Raw genomic sequence first — 17,995 nt, forward strand, 5'->3', positions numbered from 1 at the left:
CGTCACGCCGCTTCCAGCAGGCGGTCCTTGCTGACCGGCTCATTCGAAAACTCCCGCACCACTGCGCCGCGCTTGAGCACGAGGATGCGGTCGGCCAGCGACAGCACCGTTTCCGGCTCGGTCGACAGCACGATGATCGCAAGCCCCTTGGCGCGGAGGTCGCGGACGATGTTGATGACGTCGTTCTTGGCGCCGACATCCATGCCGCGGGTCGGCTCGCACAGCACCAGCAGTTTCGGCGGATAGGTCAGCCATTTTGCGAGGGCGACCTTCTGCTGGTTGCCGCCCGACAGCATGCCGAGATCGAGGCCGACCACCGGCGGCCTGATCTGCAATTGCTCGACCTGCCGCTTTGCGATGTCGCGCTCCTGCGCCGGCTTGAGCAGCAGCGCCGAGATCCGATCGAGAATGCTGATCGAGATGTTCTTGTAGACCGGCTCCTGGTGGAACAGCATGTCGCGCCGGCTCTCCGGCACCAGCGCCACGCCGGCGCGCCGCGCGGCCGCCGTGCTGGCGAAGGTCTTTGGCTTGCCCTCGACGGCGAGCGTGCCGCCGTCCGGCTTCAGCTTGCCGAACAGGATGCGCGACAGCTCCTGCTGGCCGCAGCCCATGAAACCGTAGATGCCGAGCACCTCCCCCGCGCGCGCCTCGAAGGAGATGTCCTTCAGGCTGCGCGCGAGCGAGAGCTGGTCGACCCTCAGGACCACCGAGGCGTCGCTCGGCTGAGGCAGCATCAGATCATCGGTGTAGCTATGCTCGAGCGCCTCGCCGCCGCGGCCGATCATGGCCTCGATCAGCGCGCCCTTGCTGGTCGCGGCGCTCACTGTCTCCGCGACCTTCCGGCCATTACGGAACACCGTCACCGTGTCGGACACGCGAAGAATGTCCTCGATGAAATGCGAGATGAAGACGATGGCGGTGCCTTGCTCGCGTAGCCGCCGCAGCGTCGCGAACAAGCGCTCGACCTCGGGCGGGGAGAGGGCGGAGGTCGGCTCGTCCAGGATGATGATACGGGCGCCGGAGAACAGCACACGCGCGATCTCGATCAACTGCTGCAGCCCGATCGGGAGGTCGCCGAGCCTGCTCATCGGATCGACGTCGATGCCGAAACGGGCAAGCTGCTCGCCGGCCTCGCGCGCCATCCGCCGCCACTGCACCAGGCCAAGGCGGTTGGTCGGCTGGTTGCCCAGGAATACGTTCTCCGCGACCGTGAGGTCGGGCGCGACAGAGAGCTCCTGATGCACCATGGCGATGCCGGCGGCATGCGCGTCGCGGGCGGAGCGGAAATGCGTCTCCTTCCCGTCGATCAGGACGCGGCCGGAGAACTCGGTATGCACGCCGGCGATGATCTTCATCAGCGTGCTTTTTCCAGCGCCATTCTCGCCGACGAGACCGTGGATCTCGCCGGGAAGAAGCGCGAAGTCAACGGCACGAAGCGCTTCGACGCCGCCGAAGCTCTTCGTGATGCCTTGCAGTTCCAGGATGGGCGGACGAGCCTCAGGCATGGAGGACTAGATCAGGAAGTGGTCTTCCATCCATTGCATGCCGGGCGCGTTGGCCTTGGTGACGACCGGGCCGTCGGTGACGACGTTCTTGGGAATGCCCTGTCCGCTCTTCTCGCCGCCGACCACCGCGGAAACACCCGCGATGATGGCGCCGCCATGGATGCGGCAGGACGGATTACGGACGGTCGCGAACATGCGGCCTTCGCTCACCGCCTGGATTGCCGGCGGCATCGCGTCGACGCCGCCGATCAGGATGTTGGTGCGATTGCGTGCCTTCATGATGTTGGCGGCAGCGAGCGCCATGTCGTCATTGTGGAAGAACGCCGCGTCGATCTGCGGGTATTTCGTCAGATAGGTTTCCCAGAGCCGCGCCGTCTTGGAGACGTCCCAGTCGGCCGGCTGGGTGTCGAGCACCTCGATCCCGGGGAATTGCTTGACGACGTTGTTGAAGCCCTTGGCGCGTCCCTGCGCGCCGGTGTGGCCGAGCGCGCCCTGGGTCATGATGATCTTGCCTTTGCCGCCCATGGCGTTGCATAGCGCCTGCGTCACCGAGGCGCCCATGAACTCGTTGTCGGGAGCGAGGAAGGAGTGGACGTTGATCTGGTCGAGCGGCGCAATCAGCGTGTCCATGTCGATCACCGGCGTGCCGGCGTCGATCATCTTCTGCACCGGCTGGGTGAGGGTGCCGATGCCGAAAGCCTGGATCGCGACGAAGTCCCATTTCTGCGAGGCCATGTTGTCGATCGCGGCGCGCTGCTTCACCGCGTCGAGCTGGCCGTCGAACCAGGTGACCTCGACGTTGAACAGCTTGCCCCAGAATTCGGCGGCCTGCTTGCCCTGCGCGCACCAGGTGGCCTGGAGGCCCGCGTTGGAGAAGGCCGCCTTGAGCGGCTTCTCGCTGCGTCCGACCTCGGCTGCAAGCGCAGGGTCTATGCCCATGCTGCCGAGGATGGCAGTTGCGGCGCCGGCGGTCGCTGCCGCCTGAAGAAGATCGCGCCTCGTCGTCGAGAAATCTTTCGTCCCGGACATCGCTCGCTCCCATTAAATTTTATCGTCGGTCCGTCATTGATTGCGCGACCGATCTTCGAAAGTCTCTCACAAGAGGTGACGCCACTCAATCTGCAATCAACGCGGAATCGCCGCAGCCCGTGTTGGTGCAGCGCAAAGCGTCAGGCCTGAATGGCGGCGTACGCCTCGACCTCGACAAGCAGTCGGTCCCAGGCCTGTGCAATCTCCGGCGACCATTCGTCGCCGAGCAGGTCGCGCAGCGTATCCCTGATCACGGCGAAGAACGCGATGAACAGCTCGCGCGGCGTGCCATAGCCATCGTGCGAGGCGGCCTCGCAGGCGATCAGCCGGAAATGCCCGCGGCGCTCGCCGGCGAAGTCGAGGATCGCCTCGATGGTCAGCGCCAGCATCGATCCCATCACGAGCTCGCTGCCCTGCGTGCGGAACATCGCCTTCGTTTCGGGATGCCGTTCGAACAGACGTTGATAGACGAGCGGCGTCAGATCCGCGCAGCGCAAGGCCGCGCGTTCGAAGCTGTTTTCGATCGGATTAGAGGAAGCGCTCATCGGCATCGAAGCCACGCAGACAAAAAAAGAGCGGGGCCCTAGCCCCGCTCGAAAATTGTGTCGACCCTATTATCCCCGATTCTAAGATTTGCTCTTGATTGACGGGGCGACGCTGCGTTTTGCGCGCCAGGGGCTCCTCCCGAGACTTGGACCACCAAGCTTCGACCTCACGGTCAAGCCTGAGCAAAGGGATGCTAGATCAACTTTTCTCACTTGTCATCATTTTCGGCAACGAATGTTCAAAATAAGAGCAGTTGACGAAATGATCGGGCTGCTTACCGCGCAAGTATATGACAAATATAAGAAATATGTGGAAGGGCCGGGGTCGTGCGACTGCCTCAAATGCCGGAGGTCTCCTTCGGTGGGGCGGCTCGACCACAGTTTTCGACGAATTTGCGCTCGGCCAAGAAGCCGGCGGAACTGGCCTCGACTCGCCCCGTGCTGAGGTGTTTAGTTAGTGCACGAACGAACGGTTCGGTGGATGCGCGCACGGCTGCAGAAATTCCTACCTCTCGTCCTGCTCGCCTTGGCGATGCAGGTGCTGGCGCCGATTGCCGCCTGTCTGGCGGCCGGCCAGGCCGCGGCCGATCCGTTGTCCGCCGGCGTTATCTGCCACAGCGCGGTCGAGCAGGGCGGCCCGAACGACCGAACGGGCACGCCGACGGCACATTCCGGTGCCTGCGCGCTCTGCTGTCTGGCACAGGCCAGCGCATCGCTCGATTCGCCGCCGCCGGTCACACTTGCCGTTCCCTCCCGCTACGCCGCGCGCGTGGTTTGGCGCGCGGCGGATGGATCCGCCGTCGCGACCCATAGGAGCACAGGCGCTCAGGCCCGCGCGCCCCCGCACTTTTCCTGACGACCCTCGTGATTGCCGCGGCCCGTCCGCAGGCGATCGAAGCCGTCGAACAGCCGGGAAAGAAAGCCGGCGTCAGGAATGCCTCATGTTATGTCATCATGCCCGCCGTGGCGTGAGTGTCGCTGCCATCCAGGCCGCGCTGCTTGCGTCGCCGAGTGGAGTGTTCGCCCAAAGCAGCAGCGCGGTGCTGCCACCAATTACCGTTGAGGCGCCTCAGCAGAAGCGTGCGTCGACAGTCCGACCGCCACGCAATTCTGCGCGATCGGCACGCATCACGCGAAGCCCGCGAACGAGCCCATCGCTACAGCAAACCGCGAGCGAACAGAGTGCGCGGGTTCCCGGTGCCCTGACGGTTCTGACCGCGCAACAAGCGCTGGCGGAAATTAACCAGACTCCGGGTGGCGTGGCGCTCGTGTCGGCCGAGGCGTACAGGAACTCGACGCCCTCCAACACGATCAAGGATGTTCTGGATTACGTGCCCGGCGTGTACGTCCAGCCCAAATGGGGCGACGACACCCGTCTTTCGATTCGCGGGTCCGGCCTGTCGCGCAATTTTCATCTGCGCGGGGTGCAACTGTATATGGACGGCATTCCGATCAACACGGCGGATGGCTATGGCGATTTCCAGGAGATCGATCCAAGCGCCTACAAGTATGTCGAAGTCTTCAAGGGCGGCAACGCGCTTCAGTTTGGCGCCAATTCGCTGGGAGGCGCGATCAACTTCGTGACCCCCACCGGCCGCGACTCGTTTCCGAATGGTGTGTCGTTCGACGTCGGAGGATTCGGCTACAAACGACTTCAGGCGAACGCTGGAGGCGCCAACGGGCCATGGGATGGTTTCGTGACCGCTTCCACGCAGGCGGCAGATGGATTTCGCGATCACAGCTTCGGGTCAAGCAACCGCTTGAGCGGCAATGTCGGCTATCAGTTCTCGCCGGATGTCGAGACACGGTTCTACCTCAACGCCAACGCAGTGCGGCAGCGAATCCCCGGTACCGTGACCAAGACGTCCGCTTTGACCGTTCCGGAAGCTGCTGCTCCCGCGAATATTGCGATGGATCAGCAGCGCAATATCGATACCGTCAGGCTCGCCAACAAAACCACCGTTCGTTTCGATGACACCAAAGTCGAACTCGGCGCCTTTGGCGTCGATCGCCATTTGATGCATCCGATCTTCCAGTGGCTGGACTACCGTTACAAGGACTATGGAGGATTCGCGAAGATCACGGATGACCGCATCATTGGGGGTTTCCGCAACAGGTTGGTCGCGGGCGTCTATGTGCTGAACGGCAGCATCGACAACCAGCAGTTCGCCAACATTGGCGGGCAGAAGGGTGCACTGCTTTCGTCCTCGATCGACCGGTCGGAGAATACCTCTGCCTATGTCGAAGACAGCTTCTACTTCCTTCCAAATGTTGCACTGATCGGTGGCACGCAGTTTCTGTATGCGACCCGCAATCGGCAGGATCGTTTCCTCAGCGACGGAGATCAATCGGGGGCAACGCGCTTCAATCTCTGGTCGCCGAAAGGCGGCCTGTTGTGGCAAATCGATCCGAGCTGGCAGGCGTTCGCCAACGTCTCGCGGAGTGCCGAGGTGCCGAGCTTCGGCGAAAGCGCGATGGGTCCCGGCATTCCGACGATCCCGTTCACCAGCATCCGCCCGCAGATTGCGACCACGTACGAAATCGGCACTCGCATGAAGCGGTCTGATTACGCCTGGGAACTGACGGCCTATCGGGCCAACATTCGCGACGAATTGCAATGCCTCTACAGTGCTTTCGGCAATTGCAATGTGACCAATGCCGACCGCACCATCCATCAGGGCATCGAGGCCGGCGCGGGCGCCGCAATCTTTCGTGACATCTTCGTCAATGGCCCGGCGCCGGACAAGATCTGGCTGAATGTCGCCTACTCCTTCCACGACTTCCGTTTCGACAAAGATCCGACCTTCGGAAACTATCGATTGCCGGGAGCCCCAAGTCACTATTTGCGCGCGGAGCTTCTCTACAAGCACCCTACCGGTCTCTATGTTGGACCCAACGTCGAATGGGTGCCACAGGCCTACTTCGTCGACAGCATGAACACGCTGACGACGGAGCCTTACGCCCTGTTGGGATTGAAAGCCGGCTTCGACAATGGCGGCCCCATATCTGCCTACATCGAGGGGCGCAATCTCACCAACAAGACCTACATAGCCAGCGCGAGCATCATCGATCGAGCGACGCCGACGTCAGCATTGTTTGAGCCGGGTACGGGAAGAGCAGTGTACGCTGGAATGAGGTATCGATGGTGACGTGCAAACGGCACTTGAGTTTATGCTCGGCTCCACGGCAGGCCTTCGTTCCGAAGGCCGATGCTAATGGCGGCGGAAGGGCGTTGCAGAAGAATGCAGGGCCATGCTCGGCCCGATCAATCGTGAAAGAGGCAACCAACATGAAGAACGTCGGACGAACTCTCCTTACAATTTCACTCTTGCTGAGCGGCTGTGCCGTCGCACAGGCCGACGACGTCAAGGCCGGCGATCTCGTCATCTCGCAGGCGTGGAGCCGGGCGACGCCGGGTGGGGCCAAGGTCGCGGGCGGCTATCTCACGATCGAGAACAAGGGGACGGCGGCCGACAGGCTGGTCAGCATTTCCGCCGATATCGCGGGGAAGGCCGAGGTCCACGAAATGACGATGGACAAAGGCGTGATGAAGATGCGCGCCCTCGACAAGGGGCTCGTCATCGATCCCGGCAAAACCGTGAAGCTCGCCCCCGGCGGCAATCATCTCATGCTCCAGGAGCTCAAGGGCCCGTTCAAGCAGGGCGACAAAGTGCCGGTGACACTTCAGTTCGAGAAGGCCGGCAAGGTCGCCGTCTCGCTCGACGTCCAGGGCGTCGGCGCGCAGGCGCCAGGCGATGGCGGGCATATGATGAAGAAAATGCCTGATCATTCGGGAATGAAGATGTGATGAGAATGATCTGGACCTTCGGGAGACCGACCATCGCGACGCGAACCGGGCTGATTCTTCTGGGCGTCCTTGCGGCAGCGCCGGTGAGTGCGCACGTCTTCCTCGAAGGCAAGCAGGCGACGGTCGGCGCATCCTACAAGGCCGTGTTCGCCGTGCCGCACGGCTGCGCCGGGTCGCCGACGGTGAAGATCCGCGTGCAGATTCCGGAAGGGGTGATCGCGGTGAAGCCGATGCCGAAGGCGGGCTGGAGCGTCGATGTCGTTGAAGGCGAATATGCCGGTGAATACGACTATCACGGCAACAAGCTCTCCTCCGGTGTCAAGGAGGTGACATGGTCCGGCGGCAAGCTGCCTGATAAGAACTACGACGAGTTCGTCATGCATACTGTGCTCACCGACGCGCTCAAGCCGAACACGACGCTGTATTTCCCTGTCGTCCAGGAATGCGAGACCGGGGTCAGCCGCTGGATCGAGATTCCGGCGGAGGGCGCTGGACATTCGCATGAGGGCAAGTCGCCGGCGCCGGGTGTGAAGCTTTTGCCAAAGCCCTGATGCGCCTGCTCGCCGCACTCGCGACACTGCTTGTGCTCGTCAGCTGTTCGACGCAAGCGTCAGCGCATGCGGCGCTTGTGTCAGTCGAGCCGGCGCGCGGCAGTGTGCTTGCGAGCGCGCCGAAGGCGGTGGAATTGCGCTTCAATGAGGCGGTGACGCCGGGGGCGGTTCGGCTGATCGACGGCTCGGGCAGGGCACGGGATGATGCGCGCGTCACGGCATCGGGTGAGGCCATCTCGGTCGCGATGCCGCCGGACCTGCCGCAGGGCACCGCGATCGTCAGCTACCGTGTGATCTCGCAGGACGGCCATCCGATCGCAGGATCTGTGATCTTCTCGATCGGCGAGCCGACCGGGACGCAGCCCCCCGCAAATCGGGACGGCGGGTTGAAGGCGCTGATCTGGCTGGCGCGGGTGGGTCTCTATGTCGGGCTCTTCATCGGCGTCGGCGGGGTGTTCTTTGCGCGCTGGGTTGCATGGTCGATGACCGGCATGACCGTTCCGCGCGTGGCAATCGCCATCGGACTTCCAAGCGCCGCCGCGTCCATTGGCGGGTTGGGCCTCGATCTCCTCGGGCTGCCGCTACGGGCTCTCGCGACGGCTGCCCCCTGGAAGGTCGCATTCGCGACCAGCGCGGGCCCCGCGCTGCTGGTTGCGATCGCTGCGATGCTGCTCGCCTCGATGGGGCTGCGCGGCGCATGGTATGCGCGTGCTCTTGCAATCATCGCACTGGTCGGCGTCGGGCTGTCGCTCGCCATGACCGGGCACGCTGCGACGGCGCCGCCGGAGGCGTTAACCCGGCCGGCGATCTTTCTCCACGGCCTCGGCGTCACCATCTGGATCGGCGCTCTCGCGCCGCTGGTCACGCTGGTGTCGAAGCCGACGATCGCGACGCTCCCCGTCGTGAATCGCTTTTCCCGCATCGCTGCGCTGGCGGTCGGCGTGCTGGCCTTGACCGGCCTCGCGCTCGCGATCGTGCAGCTCGAAAAGCCGGTGGCGCTGGTCGAGACTCGCTACGGGCTCATTCTCTCGATCAAGCTTGCATTGGTCACAGGATTGCTGGCGCTTGCCGCGCTCAATCGGTTCCGGCTGACACCGGCCTTGGCGCGGGACGACAAAGCGGCTTCTGCGCTGAAGCGCTCTATCCTGCTTGAAGGCGCGATTGCACTTGCGATCCTTGCCGTCGTCGCCGGCTGGCGCTTCACGCCGCCACCGCGGGCGATCGTTCCCGAAACGCCGTTGGCGATCCATATCCACACCGACAAGGCGATGTTCCAGGTCCTGGTCTCGCCCGGCAAGGCGGGCGTCGATGACTTCGTGCTCCAGCTCATGACCGGCGAAGCGACCCCGCTCACGGCCAAGGAAGTGACGCTGACCCTGAGCCTGCCCGAACGCGGCATCGAGCCGATGCAGCGGGACGCTTCACTCGGGCCGGACGGCTACTGGCATGTGCGCAAGGTCGAGCTTCCCTTTGCCGGCCGTTGGCATGTGCGGATCGACGCGCTTGTGACCGATTTCGAAATGGTCACGCTGGAGGATGAGCTCGAGATAGCGCCTCCGTGAGGACGTACCGGTACAGCTCATGCAGAATCTGAAGTCGACGGGAAAATGACAGGAATTCCGCCGCCTTAGCGGCTTTTCCTCATTCCCGGTCTTGTGTTTTCGCTCCCAATCCGGTTTCACTGCAGGTGATCACTGATTCCCAGAGTATTGCCATGCGGTTGTCGCGGTTCTTTCTGCCCATCCTGAAGGAAAATCCGAAAGAGGCGGAGATCGTCTCGCATCGGTTGATGCTGCGCGCCGGCATGATCCGGCAGGAGGCGGCCGGCATCTATGCCTGGCTGCCGCTCGGCTTCCGTGTGCTCAAGAAGATCGAGCAGATCGTACGCGAGGAGCAGGACCGCTCCGGCGCGCTGGAACTGTTGATGCCGACGCTCCAGCTCGCCGACCTCTGGCGCGAGAGCGGCCGCTACGACGCCTACGGGCCGGAGATGCTGCGCATCGCCGACCGCCACAAGCGCGAGCTGCTGTACGGGCCGACCAACGAGGAAATGATCACCGAGATCTTCCGCGCCTACGTCAAATCCTACAAGAACCTGCCGCTCAATCTCTATCACATCCAATGGAAATTCCGCGACGAGCAGCGTCCGCGCTTCGGCGTGATGCGCGGCCGCGAGTTCCTGATGAAGGACGCCTATTCCTTCGATCTCAACGAGACGGCTGCACGCGTCGCCTACAACAAGATGTTCGTCGCGTACCTGCGCACCTTTGCGCGGATGGGGCTGAAGGCGATCCCGATGCGCGCCGAGACCGGCCCGATCGGCGGCGATCTCAGCCACGAGTTCATCGTGCTCGCCGAGACCGGCGAATCCGGCGTGTTCATCAATCGCGATGTGCTGGATCTGCCGGTGCCGGGGGAGGACATTGACTATGACGGCGACCTCACGCCGATCATCAAGCAGTGGACCTCGGTCTACGCCGCCACTGAGGATGTCCACGACGCCGCGCGGTTCGAGCAGGAAGTCCCCGCGGACAAGCGGGTGAACACCCGCGGCATCGAGGTCGGGCAGATCTTCTATTTCGGCACCAAATATTCCGAGGCGATGAAGGCGCTGGTGGCGGGCCCCGACGGCGTCGACGTGCCGATCCATGGCGGGTCCTACGGGGTCGGCGTCTCGCGCCTGCTCGGCGCCATCATCGAGGCCTGTCATGACGATGCCGGCATCAAATGGCCGGAGGCGGTGGCGCCGTTCCGCGTGTCGATTCTCAACCTCAAGCAGGGCGATGCGGCGGTCGATGCGGCCTGCGAGGAGCTCTATGCGGAGCTCACGGCCAAGGCCGTCGACGTGCTCTATGACGATACTGACCAGCGCGCCGGCGCCAAGTTCGCCGCAGCCGACCTGATCGGCATCCCTTGGCAGATCATGATCGGGCCGAAGGGGCTGGCCGAGGGCAAGGTCGAGATCAAGAAGCGCAGTGACGGCTCCCGCGAGACGATGTCGCCTGCGGACGCAGTCGCCCGGCTGGTCGGCTGAATAGTGTTCATCGCGCGATAGCGGGCCGGTAATCCGGCCACATTTGACCCCGAATCATGGGATTATCGAGCGATGGATGAGACCATGACCGAGACCAAGCCAACCGCGCCTTTCGCCCCCTTCGAGTGGATGCTGTCGGCGCGCTATTTGCGGGCGCGTCGCAAGGAGGGATTCATCTCGGTCATTGCCGGGTTCTCGTTTCTCGGCATCATGCTCGGCGTGGCGACGCTGATCATCGTCATGGCCGTCATGAACGGTTTCCGCAAGGAGCTGCTCGACAAGATCCTCGGCCTCAACGGCCACATCCTGGTGCAGCCGCTGGAATCGCCGCTGACCGACTGGAAGGACGTCGCCGACCGTCTCAGCCAGGTCCAGGGCATCCGGCTCGCCGCGCCCGTGGTCGACGGCCAGGCGCTGGCGTCCTCGCCGTGGAACGCCTCGGGCGTGCTGGTGCGCGGTATCCGCTCCGACGACCTCAACAACCTCACTTCGATTGCCAAGAACATCAAGCAGGGCTCGCTCGAAGGCTTCGACGACGGACAAGGGGTCGCGATCGGCCGGCGCCTTGCCGACCAGCTCTCGCTGCATGCCGGCGACAGCGTGACCCTGGTGGCGCCGAAGGGCGCGGTCACGCCGATGGGCACGACGCCGCGCATCAAGCCGTACAAGATTGTCGCGGTGTTCGAGATCGGCATGTCCGAATACGATCTCGGCTTCGTGTTCATGCCGCTTGCGGAAGCGCAGGCCTATTTCAACCGCAGCAACGACGTCACGTCGATCGAGGTGTTCACCACCAACCCCGACAGGATCGACGCCTTCCGCAAGGCGGTGACGGAGGCTGCGGGACGTCCGGTCTTCCTGGTCGACTGGCGGCAGCGCAACTCGACCTTCTTCAACGCGCTCCAGGTCGAGCGCAATGTGATGTTCCTGATCCTGACCATGATCGTGCTGGTCGCCGCGCTCAACATCGTCTCCGGCCTGATCATGCTGGTGAAGGACAAGGGCAGCGACATCGCGATCCTGCGCACGATGGGCGCCTCGCAGGGCGCGATCATGCGTGTCTTCCTGATCACGGGCGCCTCGATCGGCGTGGTCGGCACGCTGGTCGGCTTCTTCGTCGGCCTCGTGATCTGCCTCAATATCGAATCGATCCGGCAATTCCTGTCATGGCTGACCAGCACCGAGCTGTTCTCGCCGGAGCTCTATTTCCTGTCGAAGCTGCCCGCCGAGATCGACATCGGCGAGACCACGGCGGTCGTCATCATGGCGCTGACGCTGTCGTTCCTGGCGACGCTGTACCCGTCGTGGCGCGCCGCGCGCCTCGATCCCGTCGAAGCGCTGCGGTACGAGTGAGGGACTGATGGAGCGGGAGCAGGGGGCTGAAGATGTACCGGTCATTTATCTCCACGAGATAAAGCGGCAGTACTTGCAGGGCGAGGTCCCGCTGACGATCCTCGACGGCGCCAAGCTCGCGCTGTGGGCGGGCCAGTCGGTCGCGCTGGTGGCGCCGTCGGGCTCGGGCAAGTCGACGCTGCTGCACATCGCAGGACTCCTGGAAGCTCCGGATTCGGGCGAGGTCTATGTTTCGGGCGCACCGACCTCGCAGCTGCCCGACATCGAGCGCACCCAGCTTCGCCGCACCGATATCGGCTTCGTCTACCAGTCGCACCGACTGCTGCCGGAGTTCTCGGCGCTGGAGAACGTGATGATGCCGCAAATGATCCGCGGCCTGAAGAAGTCCGAGAGCGTCAAGCGCGCCAAGGAGATCCTCGGCTATCTCGGCCTCGGCGACCGCATCACCCATCGCCCCGCCGAGCTGTCGGGCGGTGAGCAGCAACGCGTCGCGATCGCGCGCGCAGTCGCCAACGCGCCGCGCGTTCTGTTTGCCGACGAGCCGACCGGCAACCTCGATCCGCACACCGCCGACCACGTGTTCCAGGCCCTGATGCAGCTCGTCAAGGCGACCCAGGTTTCGATGCTGATCGCGACCCACAACATGGAGCTCGCCGGCCGGATGGACCGGCGGGTCTCGCTGTCGAATGGCCAGGTCGTCGAGCTCGAATAATAAAAACTGCGAAAACAACCCCATGCACAGTAGCCGGCCTTGGTCGGCTGCCGGCGGGGTGATGTCTCCCACCCCTTTGACACCTCGGGCATATCAGTTGCGACGGCGCATCGCCGCAGCGGACGAGCCGTTACGGCCTGATCACCGTCAATTTGAACGGTCCGCCATTGGCCGCAGCGTGTTCGACCGCCTCGTTGACGTGGTCGAGGTCGAAGGCCGTCGTCTCGTATTCGTCCAGCCGCAGCAGCCCGGCGCGCACCAGCGCGATCAGGCGGCTGGCCGCATCCGGCGGGTACATCCAGACGCCGTGGATGCTGATGCAGTTGCGCATGATCCAGGGGTAGGGCAGTTCGAGGCCCGGACCGCCCGCCATGCCGACGCCGCCCATCAGCACCACCCGGCCGTAGGCGCGCACGGTCATGATCGCCGCCCGCACCACATTCGTGCCGACCGAGGGCGGCATGATGTCGAATACGCAGTCGATCGGGCCGGGCGCCGCTCGCTTCATCGCTTCGCGGTCGTGGTCCTCATTGCCGGTGAGCTTGACTGGTTTCACGCGTTCGCCGAAGCGACGGGCGAGGTCGGCCAGAATCGTCTCGTTGCGGCCGGGTGCGACCACGCAGGCCGCGCCCATCGCGAGCGCGACCGACACGGCCGCGCTGCCAAAATTGCCGGTGGCGCCGCTCACGAGCACAGTCTCGCCGGGTCGAAGGCCGGCGGCGAGGAAGCCGCCATAGGGGACCAGCAGCGTGCCCAACGCACACCATTGCGTGGCTTCCTCGGACGTGATCGCGCCGAGGCGCTTGACGTTCTCCGTCGGCACCCGCATCTGCTCGGCGAACGAGCCGCCGTGAAAATGCTTTTGCAGGCGCATGCCGCCCGGACCTGCGGCAGTCAGTCCCTGCAGCGCGATGTCGGGCGCAACGGCGTCGTCGCGGGAACGCACCGTCGGATCGCAGAACACCCAGTCGCCGACCGCGAGTCTGGTCGCGTCCGGCCCGATCGCGCGCACCCGGCCGATGCCGCCTGGGCCCGGGATGATCGGCAGGTCGAGCGCATAATTGCGTTCCCCGCTGAAGACCTCGTTCATGTAGGAGAGGACGCGCGTGGCGACGACGTCGACGACGACCTCGCCGGTGCCGAGCACCGGGTCCGGGGCGCTCTCGATGGCAAGCAGGGAGCCAAAGGATTTGAGTATCGCGGCTTTCATAATGGTCACCTCAAGGTCAGGTGACACCGATATGCGCCGCCCTTGAAGGGACAAGAAGGCCTGGTATTATCCTAGTATTAATTTGGCCCTCCATCCGGAACCGACATCATGGCCGATCCGCGCCGCGTCGAATTCGGCGATTTCCTGCGGTCCCGCCGCGAAAAGCTGACGCCCAAGACGGTCGGGCTGCCCGCAGGGAGCCGGCGCCGCACCGCAGGGCTGCGCCGCGAGGAGGTCGCCCAGCTCGCCGGCATCGGCGTCGACTGGTACATCCGCCTCGAGCAGGGCCGCACGGTCAGCCCGTCGGTCACGACCATCGATGCGCTGGCCCGCGCGCTGCGGCTCAGCAAGACCGAGCACGCGCATCTGAAGGCGCTCGCGCGCGACGGCGACAGGCGCACGTTCACACGCGAAATCGTGCCGCCCTCGATTCGGCGGATGATCGACAGTCTGAATCAGCCGGCCTACATCACCGGGCGGCGCTGGGACGTGCTGGCCTGGAACGACGCGGCCGAACAGGTGTTTGCATTCGGGCAATTGCCGGAGCGAGATCGCAACACGCTGCTTCTGATCATGACCGACAAGCAGCGGCGAAAACTTTACGGTGCAAGCTGGACGGACATCGCCAAGGGCATGGTGGCGATGTTTCGCGCGACTCACGACGTCTGGGCCGGCGATCCCGCCTTCGCGGAATTGCTGACGCGGCTGCGCCAGGGCAGTCCGGAGTTCGTCAAATGGTGGGAAGCGCACGAGATCCGCAGCACCATTTCGGGCCGCAAGGCCATGTCGCATCCGACCCTGGGCGTGCTGAATTTCGAGCACACGAGTTTTCAGGCCAATGACGATTCCGCGCTGAAGCTGGTGATTTATACGCCGGTCTAGACAACTCCGAGCCGGCAACCTTGCCTGCGACCTAAGCGCGATCTATGGTTGTTGCTCGCGCTGAGGGTTCGGAATGCTCTTGAAGATCGTCGCAATTTTTTATGCAGTTTGTTTTTCGGCTTCTCTCTTTGATCCCACGTTTTACGAAACGCCGCTTCGCGTCGTCGGATTTGCGCTCGGACTGGGCGGGTTGGCTGCCCTCTTCATGGTCGCCTTCAAGAAGCACTTCCTTTCGCAGGGATCTTGGAGAGTGTTCTCGGTGATTTATGTCGGCTATCAGCTGCTCAGCGTGATTTGGGCGGTGCCCAAGCAGTGGTCGCATCGCACGGCATTATGGGCTTGGTGGGCGGCTTTGCGATGAGTGTCGTCTTTCAGTTTCCGATCTTTCTGAGCTTGTGGCGACTTTCGTTCGGCGCCAATGCATCCGGCCCCCAGGGTTCTGGTGGAGCAGTCGTTCCAGAAGGCAGCGTTTGAATGTCATTTCTGCGCAACGGCTGCGTGCCTGTCGTTTGCAAGCCGGGTTGACACGCGCTATCTGCGGCTTCCTCGGAAAGAACCCTGACATGACGATCTCTGATGACAACGACCTCACGCACCTGAAAGACATCGGCCGCATCGTCGCCAATACCCTCGAGGCGATGGGGAAGGCGCTCGAGCCCGGCATGACCACAGGCGAACTGGACCGGATCGGACGAAAACTCCTGGAGGTCGCCGGCGCGCGTTCGGCGCCGGAGCTGGCCTACGACTTCCCCGGAGCGACCTGCATCAGCGTGAACGAGGAGATCGCCCATGGCATCCCGGGCGACCGACGGATCGCGCGCGGCGACCTCGTCAACATCGATGTTTCAGCCGAGAAGAGCGGCTTCTTTGCGGACACGGGAGCCTCGTTCGCCGTTCCGCCCGTGAGCCGCGCGGTCGAACGCCTTTGCAAGGATGGCCGGCGAGCGATGTGGACGGGCCTTCAGCAGGTCGGATCCGGCAAACCGATTGCCGGCATCGGCAAGGCCATCGGGACGTTTGCGCGGAAGAACGGCTACAGCCTGGTCAGGAATCTTGCCAGCCACGGTGTCGGCCGCTCGCTCCATGAGGAGCCGACGGAGATCGCAACATGGCCCGACCGCTCCGAACGCCGCATAATGGGCGACGGCCTGGTGTTCACTGTCGAGCCGTTCCTGTCCTTGGGCGCCGAGTGGGCGCAGGATGGCGATGATCCGTGGACGCTCTACAGCAGCCCCGAAGCGCCGACCGTTCAATACGAGCACACGGTGATCGCAACCCGGAACGGACCTTTGATCGTGACGCTGGCCGGCTAAGGCCGCCCCGGGGCAGAGCAGGCGCGGCAGAGACCGTCAGAGCGCCTGGTCACGTCAGGTCGTGGATGATCTGAAGCAGCCGGTCGCATGCCGCTTCGATCCTCTTGTGTGAGGATGTCGCGATGCCCAGCAACAGACCGGGTTGGGCCGAAGCCGTCGCGGCATACCAGAGCGAGAGTGGAGTCGGCGCCAGTCCGAACGACATGGCTTGCCTGGCGATCGAGAGGTCCGGTGCTCCCTTCGGCAATGGCAGGACCGCCGCCAATCCGGCAAGTGCAACGTTTGCGGCGCGCGGGCGAAGGTATTTCAACAACGCGTCGGCTTGCGCCGCGTAGACTCGCTTGGTGCGCCTCAGATGCCGCAGATAATGGCCTTCCCGTATAAAATCGGCCATCGCGAGTTGCACCGCGGGCCCGGGCGCCGGCGCAAGGCATGCCGCAGCCTCGGCAAAACGCGATGCGAGAGCCGCGGGCGCGACGACAAAGCCGAGCCGCAAGGCAGGCGTAACGGTCTTGCTGAAGGAGCCGATATGAATGACGCGGCCGGCGCGGTCGAGCGAGGCAAGCGCAGGCGTGGCCCGCCCCTTGAGCTGAAGTTCGCTGAGATAGTCATCCTCGATCACCCACGCCTTGCTTTGTGCGGCCCAGTCGAGCAGGCGTGAGCGCCTTTCCAGCGAGAGTGTCGATCCGAGCGGCGCCTGCTGTCCGGGCGTCACGACAACCAGCGCGGCGTCAGGGGCATGTTGCAGTCCGTAGCCGATGTCGATGCCATCGGCGTCAACCGGGACCGGCGCGAGCGATAGGCGCGCAAGCTCGAGGCCGTGTCGTGTGAACGGAAAGCCCGGATCCTCCACCCACACCTTCTTCCGCTCGAGGCCGAGCACACGAAGTGCCAGGCCGAGGCCGCCGCTGAAACCGCCGGTGATGATGATCTGGGACGGCGCGCACTCGATTCCGCGCGCCAACGCCAGGTAAGCCGCGATCTCGCGGCGCAAATGCAGTTCGCCACGCGGGTCCGGATAAATTGCCGGCGCACCCGCCTCGACGCGAACCGCCCGCGCGCGCATCCTCGCGATAAGTTTGGCAGGAAAGGTCTCCTGCGCCGGCACTCCCATCTGGAAGACGGCCGGGCCTGCCGTGAGCTCCTGGTACATCTGCATGAACGAGCCAGCGTCCGGCGCTCGGTCCCGCCGAATCGGGAAGGGCGGCCGGTCCGCGACATGTGTTCCGGTCGCGCGTGCCGCGACGATCAATTGGGCAGCGGAGAGCTTTTCGTAGGCCGAGCGCACTGTGCCGCGCGCAACGCCAAGCTGGGCTGCGAGATCTTGCCAGGACGGCAGGCGCGCGCCCGGGGCCAGCACACCCCGTTCGATGGCGGTCCTGATCCCTCTGTGGATCTGTTCGGCCAGCGGCGTATTCGCGGATCGGTCGAGCTCCAGCCGCAGCGGTTTGGTCATGCCTCTTGGTACACGAATTTTGTACGTTCTTGGTGCTTTTTTGTGGACCAGAGGAGGGGCATCTGAGGAGGCAAAGGGGAGCGCTCCGCTCCTTTCGATCATCAAGGAGAATGCAGATGAGTGAACGTCTCGACTACAACCGCATCGCACCGGCAGGCGCGAAGGCGCTGGGCGGCGTGTATGGCTATGTCATGCAGAGTGGACTGCCCACGACGCTGGTGACTCTTGCTTACCTGCGCGTCTCGCAGATCAACAACTGCGCCTATTGCCTCGATATGCACACGCGCGACCTGCTCAAGAGCGGTGTGAAGATCGAAAAGCTCGCACTGCTGCAGGCCTGGAGCGAAGCGGGCCATCTTTTCGACGAACGTGAACGTGCGGCGCTTGCATGGGCCGACACGGTGACCCGCGTTGCCGAGACTGGCGTGCCGGATGAGGCGTATCAGGCAGCCCGCAAGGTCTTCAACGAGCGCGAACTGGTCGATCTTACGATCGCAATCAGCCTGATGAATGCATACAATCGCATGTCGATCAGCTTCCGAAACACGCCGCAGGCCGCCATTGAGAAGGCTGCTTGACGGACCGCCATATCTCGTC

The 17,995-nt window shown here is 63.9% G+C and carries 17 protein-coding genes; 12 read left to right on the forward strand and 5 right to left on the reverse strand.

The window, feature by feature from the left end; genetic code table 11:
- Positions 1-2 precede the first annotated feature (2 nt).
- From QSV46_RS26410 to QSV46_RS26420, 3 genes are all read right to left on the reverse strand, one after another.
- The gene (locus QSV46_RS26410) at positions 3-1,505 is read right to left on the reverse strand and encodes a sugar ABC transporter ATP-binding protein (protein ID WP_314958338.1); all 1,503 of its coding nucleotides are present in this window, start codon (positions 1,503-1,505) and stop codon (positions 3-5) included.
- Positions 1,506-1,511: 6 nt separating this feature from the next.
- Positions 1,512-2,534 carry a sugar ABC transporter substrate-binding protein gene (locus QSV46_RS26415; RefSeq protein WP_314958340.1) on the reverse strand — a complete coding sequence of 341 codons (1,023 nt, stop codon included), beginning with the start codon at positions 2,532-2,534 and terminating at the stop codon, positions 1,512-1,514.
- 140 nt (positions 2,535-2,674) lie between these two features.
- Positions 2,675-3,079: a globin gene (locus tag QSV46_RS26420; RefSeq protein ID WP_314958342.1), complete on the reverse strand. Its 405-nt coding sequence runs from the start codon at positions 3,077-3,079 to the stop codon at positions 2,675-2,677.
- A gap of 481 nt (positions 3,080-3,560) precedes the next feature.
- On the opposite strand from QSV46_RS26420, the gene QSV46_RS26425 reads away from it, so the two are divergent.
- From QSV46_RS26425 to QSV46_RS26460, 8 genes are all read left to right on the forward strand, one after another.
- Positions 3,561-3,935: a DUF2946 family protein gene (locus QSV46_RS26425; protein WP_314958345.1), complete on the forward strand. Its 375-nt coding sequence runs from the start codon at positions 3,561-3,563 to the stop codon at positions 3,933-3,935.
- 85 nt (positions 3,936-4,020) lie between these two features.
- Positions 4,021-6,228 carry a TonB-dependent receptor domain-containing protein gene (locus QSV46_RS26430; RefSeq protein WP_314958348.1) on the forward strand — a complete coding sequence of 736 codons (2,208 nt, stop codon included), beginning with the start codon at positions 4,021-4,023 and terminating at the stop codon, positions 6,226-6,228.
- Between the two features lie 140 nt (positions 6,229-6,368).
- Complete coding sequence (locus QSV46_RS26435; RefSeq protein ID WP_314958638.1) at positions 6,369-6,887, forward strand: copper chaperone PCu(A)C; 519 nt, start codon at positions 6,369-6,371, stop codon at positions 6,885-6,887.
- A gap of 5 nt (positions 6,888-6,892) precedes the next feature.
- Complete coding sequence (locus QSV46_RS26440; protein WP_409997211.1) at positions 6,893-7,438, forward strand: YcnI family protein; 546 nt, start codon at positions 6,893-6,895, stop codon at positions 7,436-7,438.
- Positions 7,438-9,000: a copper resistance CopC/CopD family protein gene (locus QSV46_RS26445; RefSeq protein WP_314958351.1), complete on the forward strand. Its 1,563-nt coding sequence runs from the start codon at positions 7,438-7,440 to the stop codon at positions 8,998-9,000. The genes QSV46_RS26440 and QSV46_RS26445 overlap by 1 nt, the downstream gene beginning before the upstream one ends.
- Positions 9,001-9,152: 152 nt before the next feature.
- Positions 9,153-10,472 carry a proline--tRNA ligase gene (gene proS, locus QSV46_RS26450; RefSeq protein WP_314958353.1) on the forward strand — a complete coding sequence of 440 codons (1,320 nt, stop codon included), beginning with the start codon at positions 9,153-9,155 and terminating at the stop codon, positions 10,470-10,472.
- 72 nt (positions 10,473-10,544) lie between these two features.
- Positions 10,545-11,825 (forward strand): lipoprotein-releasing ABC transporter permease subunit, encoded by a 1,281-nt coding sequence (locus QSV46_RS26455; protein ID WP_314958355.1) that lies wholly within the window; start codon positions 10,545-10,547, stop codon positions 11,823-11,825.
- A gap of 7 nt (positions 11,826-11,832) precedes the next feature.
- Positions 11,833-12,537 (forward strand): ABC transporter ATP-binding protein, encoded by a 705-nt coding sequence (locus QSV46_RS26460; protein ID WP_314958357.1) that lies wholly within the window; start codon positions 11,833-11,835, stop codon positions 12,535-12,537.
- A 130-nt stretch (positions 12,538-12,667) separates the two neighbouring features.
- Here QSV46_RS26460 and QSV46_RS26465 read toward each other — a convergent pair whose 3' ends face one another.
- Positions 12,668-13,747 carry a zinc-binding alcohol dehydrogenase family protein gene (locus QSV46_RS26465; protein WP_314958360.1) on the reverse strand — a complete coding sequence of 360 codons (1,080 nt, stop codon included), beginning with the start codon at positions 13,745-13,747 and terminating at the stop codon, positions 12,668-12,670.
- Positions 13,748-13,855: 108 nt separating this feature from the next.
- Between QSV46_RS26465 and QSV46_RS26470 the strand changes: the two genes are divergently transcribed.
- From QSV46_RS26470 to map, 3 genes are all read left to right on the forward strand, one after another.
- Positions 13,856-14,629: a helix-turn-helix transcriptional regulator gene (locus tag QSV46_RS26470; RefSeq protein WP_314958362.1), complete on the forward strand. Its 774-nt coding sequence runs from the start codon at positions 13,856-13,858 to the stop codon at positions 14,627-14,629.
- Between the two features lie 73 nt (positions 14,630-14,702).
- Positions 14,703-14,990: a hypothetical protein gene (locus tag QSV46_RS26475; protein ID WP_314958364.1), complete on the forward strand. Its 288-nt coding sequence runs from the start codon at positions 14,703-14,705 to the stop codon at positions 14,988-14,990.
- Positions 14,991-15,192: 202 nt separating this feature from the next.
- Positions 15,193-15,942, forward strand: a complete 750-nt coding sequence (gene map, locus QSV46_RS26480) for a type I methionyl aminopeptidase (protein WP_314958641.1) — start codon at positions 15,193-15,195, stop codon at positions 15,940-15,942.
- Positions 15,943-15,991: 49 nt separating this feature from the next.
- Here map and QSV46_RS26485 read toward each other — a convergent pair whose 3' ends face one another.
- Positions 15,992-17,398, reverse strand: a complete 1,407-nt coding sequence (locus QSV46_RS26485) for a PLP-dependent aminotransferase family protein (RefSeq protein ID WP_314958365.1) — start codon at positions 17,396-17,398, stop codon at positions 15,992-15,994.
- A 116-nt stretch (positions 17,399-17,514) separates the two neighbouring features.
- On the opposite strand from QSV46_RS26485, the gene QSV46_RS26490 reads away from it, so the two are divergent.
- Positions 17,515-17,976: a carboxymuconolactone decarboxylase family protein gene (locus tag QSV46_RS26490; protein WP_314958367.1), complete on the forward strand. Its 462-nt coding sequence runs from the start codon at positions 17,515-17,517 to the stop codon at positions 17,974-17,976.
- The last annotated feature ends 19 nt before the right edge of the window (positions 17,977-17,995 follow it).

It is taken from the genome of Bradyrhizobium cosmicum, from assembly GCF_032290525.1.
GTDB classification, from domain to species: Bacteria; Pseudomonadota; Alphaproteobacteria; order Rhizobiales; family Xanthobacteraceae; genus Bradyrhizobium; species Bradyrhizobium cosmicum_A.